The 9,017-nt window shown below is 63.8% G+C and carries 8 protein-coding genes; 3 read left to right on the top strand and 5 right to left on the bottom strand.

What is annotated here, in order from left to right:
• Positions 1-1,387, bottom strand: a 1,387-nt coding sequence (locus ACTS1Z_RS10840; RefSeq protein WP_442624475.1) for a RelA/SpoT family protein, incomplete at its 3' end; no start/stop codon positions are given.
• 57 nt (positions 1,388-1,444) lie between these two features.
• Entirely contained in the window at positions 1,445-1,753 is a 309-nt protein-coding gene (locus ACTS1Z_RS10835) for a CC_3452 family protein (protein ID WP_442624474.1), read from the bottom strand.
• 233 nt (positions 1,754-1,986) lie between these two features.
• Here ACTS1Z_RS10835 and ACTS1Z_RS10830 point away from each other — a divergent pair, with 233 nt between their 5' ends.
• The gene (locus tag ACTS1Z_RS10830; RefSeq protein ID WP_442624473.1) at positions 1,987-2,466 is read left to right on the top strand and encodes a winged helix-turn-helix transcriptional regulator; all 480 of its coding nucleotides are present in this window, start codon (positions 1,987-1,989) and stop codon (positions 2,464-2,466) included.
• 72 nt (positions 2,467-2,538) lie between these two features.
• Here ACTS1Z_RS10830 and rpoZ read toward each other — a convergent pair whose 3' ends face one another.
• Positions 2,539-2,883: a DNA-directed RNA polymerase subunit omega gene (gene rpoZ / locus ACTS1Z_RS10825; protein ID WP_442624472.1), complete on the bottom strand. Its 345-nt coding sequence runs from the start codon at positions 2,881-2,883 to the stop codon at positions 2,539-2,541.
• A 116-nt stretch (positions 2,884-2,999) separates the two neighbouring features.
• Here rpoZ and ACTS1Z_RS10820 point away from each other — a divergent pair, with 116 nt between their 5' ends.
• On the top strand, positions 3,000-4,166 hold the full coding sequence (locus ACTS1Z_RS10820) for a phospholipase D-like domain-containing protein (RefSeq protein ID WP_442624471.1): 1,167 nt from the start codon (positions 3,000-3,002) through the stop codon (positions 4,164-4,166).
• A 16-nt stretch (positions 4,167-4,182) separates the two neighbouring features.
• Here the strand turns inward: ACTS1Z_RS10820 and ACTS1Z_RS10815 are convergent, their stop codons facing one another.
• Positions 4,183-4,806 (bottom strand): class I SAM-dependent methyltransferase, encoded by a 624-nt coding sequence (locus ACTS1Z_RS10815; protein ID WP_442624470.1) that lies wholly within the window; start codon positions 4,804-4,806, stop codon positions 4,183-4,185.
• Between the two features lie 157 nt (positions 4,807-4,963).
• Here ACTS1Z_RS10815 and ACTS1Z_RS10810 point away from each other — a divergent pair, with 157 nt between their 5' ends.
• The gene (locus ACTS1Z_RS10810) at positions 4,964-6,256 is read left to right on the top strand and encodes an MFS transporter (protein WP_442624469.1); all 1,293 of its coding nucleotides are present in this window, start codon (positions 4,964-4,966) and stop codon (positions 6,254-6,256) included.
• A 193-nt stretch (positions 6,257-6,449) separates the two neighbouring features.
• On the opposite strand, the gene ACTS1Z_RS10805 is transcribed toward ACTS1Z_RS10810, so the two are convergent.
• On the bottom strand, positions 6,450-8,762 hold the full coding sequence (locus ACTS1Z_RS10805) for a CDC48 family AAA ATPase (protein ID WP_442624468.1): 2,313 nt from the start codon (positions 8,760-8,762) through the stop codon (positions 6,450-6,452).
• Between the last annotated feature and the right edge of the window lie 255 nt (positions 8,763-9,017).

The raw sequence follows: 9,017 nt of genomic DNA, 5'->3' as shown, positions 1-9,017 counted from the left end.
CCTTGCCGGTGACGACGAAGCTCAGCCAGCCGGGATCGGGATGCTGGTTGTCGGATCTGAGGATACGCACCTGATCGCCATTTTCGAGCTGCGTGCGCAGCGGCACGACGCGGCCGTTGACCTTGGCGCCGACCGTCTGCTTGCCGAGATCGGTATGCACTTCGAAGGCGAAGTCGACGACGGTCGCGCCCTTGGGCAGCTGGATCAGCTCGCCGGCCGGTGTGAAGGCGAAGATCCGGTCCTGATACATCGCCATGCGCGTATGCTCGAGCAGCTCCTCGGGATTCTCGGTCGTTTCGAGGATTTCGATGAGATCGCGCAGCCAGCCGGCCTGGCCGTCGGGCCGGTCGCCCTGCTTGTAGCTCCAATGCGCGGCGAGGCCGTACTCGGCCTGTTCGTGCATCGCCTTGCTGCGGATCTGGATTTCGATGCGCCGGTCCTCGCCATATTGGACCGCGGTGTGGATCGAGCGATAGCCGTTGCGCTTGGGCGTCGAAATATAGTCTTTGAAACGCCCCGGGACCATGTGCCATTTTTCGTGGAGGACGCCGAGCGCCCGGTAGCAATCGGCGAGATCGGGGACGATCGCGCGAAACGCCATCACGTCGGTCAGCGTCTCGAACGATACGTGCCGCTCGGCCATTTTCCGCCAGATCGAATAGGGATGCTTTTCGCGGCCCGTGACCTCGGCATCGACGCCATGGCTGCCGAGCACCACCTTCAGCTCCTCCGCGATCCGGTCCACGGTCGCCGCGCCTTCGCCTTCGCGCAGCCGGTCGAGCCGGGTAGAGATCGATTCATAGGCATCGGGTTCGAGATGCTGGAAGGCGAGCGTCTGCATCTCCTTCATGAACTCGTACATGCCGATCCGTTCGGCGAGCGGCGCGTAGATATCCATCGTCTCGCGTGCGATGCGGCGGCGCTTCTCCTCATTCTCGATGAAGTGGAGCGTGCGCATATTGTGGAGCCGGTCGGCGAGCTTGACGAGCAGCACGCGGATATCGCCCGACATGGCGAGCAGGAATTTACGCAGGTTCTCGGCCGCCCGTTCGGTGTCGGACTGCGCCTCGATCGTCGAAAGCTTGGTGACACCGTCGACGAGCCGCGCGACATTGTCTCCGAACAGCTCTTCGATCTGCTCCTGGGTGGCGACCGTGTCCTCGATCGTATCGTGCAGGATCGCGGTGGCGATGGTCTCGTCGTCGAGCCGCAGATCGGTTAGAATGCCGGCGACTTCGATCGGGTGGCTGAAATAGGGATCGCCCGAGGCGCGTTTCTGCGTGCCATGGGCGTTGACCGAGAAGACATAGGCGCGGTTGATCAGCGCCTCGTCAGCGTCCGGGTCGTAGCTTTTGACCCGCTCGATCAGTTCATATTGTCTCAGCACCCGACCAAGATGGCCGGGCGCTGAAATAATGCAACTGGTTTAACGGTTGGGGGGCGCTTAGCCGGCGGCTTCGTTGCAGGTCGCCAGCTCTTCTTCGGTCATCGCTTCGCTGTCGACGATGAAGGCCGTGACCGCGCCGAGCTCGCGAACGAAGGAGTGGCAGACATTGGCCGGGCGGCTGCGCGCGCCGTCCGTGCTGCATTCCGTGCCGTCGCACACCCAGGGCGCGTTGCGGATGACGAGCACGCGCTCGTCGGTCGCTTCGGCAAGCGTCGCCTGGTACGGCGTACGCGCTTCGGCGGTCGTCGCGGTGAAGAGGAACGCCGCAGTCATCAGGGAGAGAACCAGGGAGAGGGAGCGTTGCATGATGATCTTCCTATTACAGGGAGGGGGAGGCGGTGCTGCTAAGCGGAGGAAATCGCCAGGAGCGCCATGGTGCTCACGAAAGACACCAGTCCGATTACAAATTGTTGCACGATTTGGCCCTTTCGCTTTAGGTTGCGAATCACTACCTAGTTGATTCGGTTTTAAGTTGCAACTAAAAACTTTTTAGTGCAGTAATTTTGCGAATCCCGACTTTTGCAGTAGGTTGAGCAGCTATGGGCAAACTCACAGAACCACTTGGCGATATTGGCGACGACGAATGCGGTCTCCCCTGCGCATTGCAGGCGATGGGCGAACGCTGGTCATTTATGATCCTTCGTGCGTCTTTCAATGGCCTGAAACATTTTGAGGAAATGCAGTCCAATCTGGGGATTGCGCGCAACATTCTCGCCAACCGGCTCGGCCGGCTCGTCGAGAGCGAAATCCTCGAACGCCAGCCATGCGCGGACGACCGCCGCAAGGTCGAATACAAGCTGACCAAGAAGGGCGAGGCCCTGTTGCCGGCGATGATCGCGCTCCGGCAATGGGGCGAGCAATGGGGCATCGGCGTCGCGTCCAACCCGGTGCTGTGCGACGAGCGCGACCGCCAGCCGGTGCAACAGATCCGGGTGCATGCGCATGACGGCCGCCCGCTCGACTGGCACGACTTGGTCTGGGTCGATCAGAGCGATGTCGTGGCCGAAGCCGCCGAGTAAGAGTTCATCGAACGCAGATATGAAAAGGCCCGCATCGCGCGGGCCTTTTTCGTTTCGACGATGTGTCCAGGCTCAACCGTCGTAATCGGCCGCGACATTGGTGTTGCGCGGCGGCGCCGACGCCGTCAGGCGCAGCGCTTCGGCCGACTGGGACAGCGAACCGATTTCGTCGGGTGCTTCCTCGTCGTCGATCTGCACGCGCTGGAGGCTCTGGATCAGCGCTTCCTCGAGATGCTTCGGCTTAACCGTCTGCTCGGCGATTTCGCGCAGCGCGACCACCGGATTCTTGTCCCGGTCGCGATCGAGCGTCAGCTCGGCACCGCCCGAAATCTGACGGGCGCGCTGTGCGGACAGCAGCACCAGATCGAAACGGTTGGGGACCTTGTCGACACAATCTTCGACGGTTACGCGCGCCATGGCTTGTTTCCAATGTTCAGCAAAACGGGAAGAGCGGCGAAATAGGGACCAAACCCCTGAATGTCAAGAAATGCCGCGGCTTGCAGCCCCCGCCGGTTGCGGCCTAGAGCGGACCCATGGCAGATCGCGAGACAGCCGAATATTCGCTGCCGTCGGTCGGCGGGCACGACTTTCGCCTGCTGGCGGACGGCCCCGAGCGGCTGGATGCGCTGATCGGGCTGATCGACGGCGCGCGGGACAGCATCAAGCTGCTCTATTACATCTTCGTCGACGATGCGGCGGCCGAGCGCGTGCGCGATGCGCTGGTCGCAGCCCAGCGGCGCGGGGTCAGCGTGGCGCTGCTGGTCGACGGTTTCGGCAGCGCCAAGGCGACGGACGCGTTTTTCGCGCCGCTCGCCGATGGCGAGTGCACATTCTGCCGCTACGAACCGAAACGCGGCCGGCGCTATCTGCTGCGCAATCACCAGAAGATGGCGATCGCCGACGAGACGCGGGCGCTGATCGGCGGCTTCAATGTCCAGCAATCCTATTTTGCCGAATATGGTGAGGAAAATGGCTGGCGGGACCTGGGGCTGGCCGTCGATGGACCCGCGGCCGCCCGGCTGGCCGCCTATTTCGATGCGATTCTATCCTGGTCGATGGACCGGCGATCGGAGATGGAGGGGCTGCGCTCGATCCTGCGCCGCCATCATCAGCAGGACGGCGCCGTCCGGCTCCTGCTCGGCGGACCGACGCGCGAGCTCAGCCCATGGGCGCAGGCGTTGCAGAATGATTTCGGCGCGGCCGAGCGCATCGACGTCGTCGCGGCCTATTTCGCGCCCTACGCGCCGTTGCTGCGGCCGATCCGCCAGGCCGGGCGGCGGGGCCGGTCGCGGGTGATCACCGCCGCGAAGTCCGACAACAATGTGACGATTGCCGCCGCGCGCAACCGGTATCGCTACCTGCTCCCCGATGCCGAGACGTACGAATATCAGCCGATGATGCTGCATACGAAGCTCTATGTTATCGACGATATCGTCTATATCGGCTCGGCGAATTTCGACGTCCGCAGCCTCTATCTGAACCTCGAAGTGATGCTGCGGATCCGCGATGCCGATTTTGCAGCCGTGATGCGGCGCTTCGTCGATGGCGAGATCGCGGATAGCGTGCGGATCACGCCGGAAGAACATGCCGCGCGCCAGACGCTCTGGACGCGGATCAAGGGCCGACTATCCTATTTCCTGATGTCGGTGCTCGACTATAACGTCACCCGCCGGCTGAATTTTGGCATCGACGGGCAATAGGCCCTGTCGCGCGGCGCTAGGCCTCGTCCTTCCAGCCCCAGAAGAGCACGGCGGGCGGGATGTTCCACCATTCGCGGTCCTTGTCGATCCGGTCGAAATTCGGTTCGATATAGTCGCGGCATTTGGGCGAGAATTGGTAGACGAGAAAGGCGCCGCCCGGACGCACGACCCGTCCCGTCGCCGCGCCGATCTCTTCGCCGACGCCGTCCGGCAGCGTCGAAAAGGGGAGGCCGGAGACGACATAATCGGCCTTGTCGAAACCCTTTTCCGCGATAATCGATTCGACGTCGGCGGCCGAGCCGTTGACGACGTGGAAGCGCGGATCGCGAATGTCCCGCTTCAGATAGTCCACGAAATCCGGATTGGTATCGATGGCGATCAGTGTCGCATCGGGCGCCAGACGATCGAGGATCGGGCGGCAGAATGTGCCGACGCCCGGGCCGTATTCGACGAACAGCTTCGTGTTCTCCCAGTCGACGGGCGCGAGCATCTTGTCGATCAGCCGCTTGGAAGACGGGATCACCGAACCGACCATTACCGGGTGTTTGAGAAATCCCTTGAAAAACAGGACGAGCGGTCCGGGTGCCCGGCTGCGGGCTAGCGCGCGGCGCTCGGCGGCGTTGGACACGGTTTGAGTCATCTGCTTCCGATTTCTTGCAAAATTGTTGCGTCCGCGTTCGCAAATGCAGGCGGTATTGGCAAGTCATTGGTCACTATCGCGGGATGGCGGTTGCCGTTAAGGGAAGCCGCATGCACGCTGCCACCCATCCCATCTTTCCGGCCATTTGATCGCGCGAATGTCCGATACACCGCATATCCAGATTCGCCGCGATCGCTTCGCCGTCCTCTTTCTCGTCATGCTGACGGCGGCGGCGGGGAATACGGCCATGCAGTCGGTCATGCCGACGATCGGCCGGGCGCTCGAAATCCCCGATTTCTGGGTGTCGCTCGCCTATACCTGGTCGGCGCTCCTCTGGGTTTTGCTGGCCCCCTATTGGGCCCGCCAGTCGGACCGGCGCGGGCGCAAGCCTCTCATGCTGCTCGGCACGGTCGGTTTTATCGCCTCGATGGCGATCTGCGGCGTGATATTGTGGATGGGGCTGGTGGGATGGCTGCTGCCGGCGACGACCTTTATCATTTTTGCCGTGGCGCGCAGCCTTTACGGCGGCTTCGGCTCGGCCGCGCCCCCTGCCGTCCAGGCCTATGTCGCGGCGCGGACGGACCGGGAGAACCGGACTTCGGCGCTTGCGATCATCGCTTCCTCTTTCGGGCTCGGCACGATAATCGGCCCGGCGCTGGCGCCCGCCTTCGTTTTCCCGATAACGGGCGGGCTGGCGGGTCCGCTGATCGTCTTCGCGCTGCTCGGCTGCCTGGTCTGGCTCGCGGTCGCGCTGCTGCTGCCGAACGACATGCCCCAGCATGCGGCGCGCGGCGTGATCGCGAGCGAACCGTCGATCGGCGGTCTCTCCGGCGCATCGGCCATCTCCGGCGACGACGATGACGACGACACGGATGCGATAGCCGAAAGACTGCGCTGGCGGGACAGCCGGACGCTGCCCTGGATGATCGTCGGCGTTATCGGCGGCCATGGGCATGCGGCGTTTCTGGGCGTGATCGGCTTTCTGATCATCGACCGGCTGTCCGTGCCGCTCAACGAGGCGCAGCAGGCGATCGGCATCGTGCTTATGGCCGGAGCCGGCGCGACCTTGCTCGCGCAATGGGGCCTCATTCCGCAGATGAAGGCGCCGCCGAAACGGCTGGTGATCTGGGGTTTCATTCTCGGGGCGGCAGGCTGCGTGATGATGGCGTTCATCACGACCCTGCATGGCATAACCTTGGGCTTCGCAATCGCTTCGCTCGGCATGGGGCTGTTCCGGCCCGGCTTCACGAGCGGCGCATCGCTCGCCGTCAGCCGCGCCGAGCAGGGCCAGGTCGCCGGGATGGTCGCCTCGGTCAACGGCATGGCCTTTATCGCCGCGCCGGCCGTTGGTGTCCTGATCTACGGCCTGTCGATGCCGCTGCCGTTCCTCGTCTGCGCCGCGCTCTTCGGACTGCTCACGATCTGGGCGGCGTTCAGGCTCGAGAATTGACGGACTCTTTTGTCAGACCTTCGCTTCGCTCAGGCGCGGCACCGGCCCGCTCCCCCTCCCGGCCTCCCATTGAGAATACCCTGTTGGGAGGCCGGGAGGGGGAGCGGGCTGGTGCCGCGATTTTCCGTAAGGAAAATTCTGACGAAAACTCTGCCGCGCTCGACTTTAGGTCGAGTCTGACGAACAAAGCGTTCTAATCATGCTTGTCCGCGTTCATCGGCCTCAGCATGCCGGGCGCGATGAAGCCGATCGGATTGATCGCCAGCGAATCCTGTTTGAGCTTCGCGGCCATCACCTCATATTCGCGTTCCATCTCGCTGGTCACGCTCGCATGCGTGTCCTTCAGCGCCGCCTCGAAATCCTCCATCGAAACCTTGTCGGCCTTGAGCGAGCGGCGCAGCGCGTAAAGGCCGGCGCGGCGCGTCAGGTCTTCGAGGTCCGCACCCGTGAAGCGGTCGGTTCGCTCGGCCAGGTCATCGAGATCGACATCTTCGGCAAGCGGCATCGTCGCGGTATGGATTGCGAGGATACGGCGGCGGCCAGCCGCTTCCGGTACCGGCACATAGATCATCTCGTCGAACCGGCCCGGCCTGAGCAGCGCGGGATCGATGAGATTGGGCCGGTTGGTCGCGCCGATCACGACCACCGATTGCAGCTCCTCCAGCCCGTCCATTTCGGCGAGAATCGTGTTGACGACCCGCTCGGTGACCTGTGGTTCGCCGAGCCCACCGCCGCGCGCCGGGACGAGGCTGTCCAGCTCGTCGAAGAAGATGACGGTCGGCGCGACCTGCCTCGCCCGGGCGAAGAGACGGGCGATCTGCTGCTCGCTCTCGCCATACCATTTGGAGAGCAGGTCGGACGATTTGGTCGCGATGAAATTGGCGTTCGATTCATGCGCCGTCGCCTTGGCGAGCAGCGTCTTGCCCGTGCCGGGCGGGCCGTAGAGCAGGAAGCCCTTGGCCGGACGAATGCCGAGCCGGCGGAAGGCGTCGGGATCCTTGAGCGGCAGTTCCACGCCCTCCTTGAGGCGTTTCTGCACCGCATCGAGCCCGCCTATATCGTCCCAGCCGACATTGGGCGCCTGCACCATGACCTCGCGCAGCGCCGAGGGCTGGATACGCTTGAGCGCCTCCTTGAAATCGCAGCGGTCGACCGAGAGTTCGTCCAGCACTTCGGTCGGGACCGTGCGCTCTTCGAGGTTGAGCTTCGGCATGATCCGGCGCACCGCTTCGATCGCGGCTTCGCGCGTCAGCGCGCCGAGATCGGCGCCGACGAAACCATAGGTCTGCCGCGCCAGCGATTTCAGGCTGACATCGTCGGCGAGCGGCATGCCGCGGGTGTGGATGGCCAATATCTCGCGCCGGCCGTCTTCGTCGGGCACGCCGATAATGATCTCGCGGTCGAAGCGCCCCGGGCGGCGCAGCGCCTCGTCGATCGCGTCGGGCCGGTTGGTGGCCGCGACGACGATCAGGTTCGCGCGTCTCTGCAGTCCGTCCATGAGCGTGAGTAGCTGGGCGACGAGGCGCTTCTCCGCTTCGCCGGCGACCTTGTCGCGCTTCGGCGTGATCGAATCGATTTCGTCGATAAAGACGATCGAGGGTTGGGCCTCGGCCGCCTGCTCGAAAATCTCGCGCAGCTTCTTCTCGCTCTCGCCATAGGCGGATCCCATGATTTCCGGGCCGTTGATGAGAAAGAACTCCGCATCGCTCTCATTGGCGACGGCGCGGGCGAGCAGCGTCTTGCCGGTGCCGGGCGGGCCATGGAGCAGCACGCCCTTGGGCGGCTCCACGCCGAGCCGCTGGAAGAGTTCGGGGTAGCGCAGCGGCAGCTCGACCATTTCGCGGACCTGGTCGATCGTCTCGCCGAGCCCGCCGAGATCGTCATAGGTGACGTCGGCGCGCCGCGCCTCGGCCGGCTCGCTATATTCGGCCTTGAGCTCGACGACCGTATTCTCGTCGATATGGACGATGCCCTTGGGCGTGGTCCCGGCGACGACGAGGCGGACTTCCTGCAAGGCATAGGCCGGCGCATTCATCATCTGCCGGAGCTGTTGCGGCATGTCGCCGCGTTCGACCGGCCTTTGACCGGCCGTCGCAACCACATCGCCCTGGGTCAGCGGCTTCATCCCGAAACTGCGCTTGAGCGCCTCGGCATTGCCGTGCAGGCGCAGATTGCGCTGGGCGGGCGCGAAAACGACCTTCTTGGCGGCCTGGGATTCGGCCTTGGCCACGGTCACGAAATCGCCGGACCCGGCCCCGGCATTGGCGCGCTGCAGACCGTCGATGCGCAGGATCGCGAGGCCCTCATCCTCCTGATAGGGCAGGACGGCGCGCGCGGGCGTCGTGCGTTTTCCGGTAATCGACACGACATCGCCTTCGGTCAGGCCGAGCGCGCCCATCGTCTCGCGCGACATGCGTGCGAGCCCACGGCCCGAATCCTCGGGCCGCGCATTGGCGACCTGCAGCTTGTGCTCTTTTGTGGCGGTCGGGGCTTCGGCGTCGGCCATGGGAACTCCGTGCTTGTGGAGCCTCCTACATAGGGACCGCGGCGCGCATTGCGAAGCGTTGCCGGATCAAGCGTTCCGGATGCGCAAAAAAACGGGCCGGCCAAGAGGGGCAAGGCCGGCCCGAAGGGTCTTAGGAGAGGATGCCTGATAAGGCCCCGCCTAATTGGGTTTCAATTTGCAATTGTGCAAGTGCGAAAAACGTGCTATGGATTGCATAAATTGCAACTCACTATTTCCCGGTTCGGGATATGACGG

The organism is Parasphingopyxis sp. (assembly GCF_052168295.1).
GTDB lineage: Bacteria > Pseudomonadota > Alphaproteobacteria > Sphingomonadales > Sphingomonadaceae > Parasphingopyxis.
Note: the sequence above shows the minus strand (reverse complement) of the source record. Positions and strands in the feature narration are given on the sequence as shown.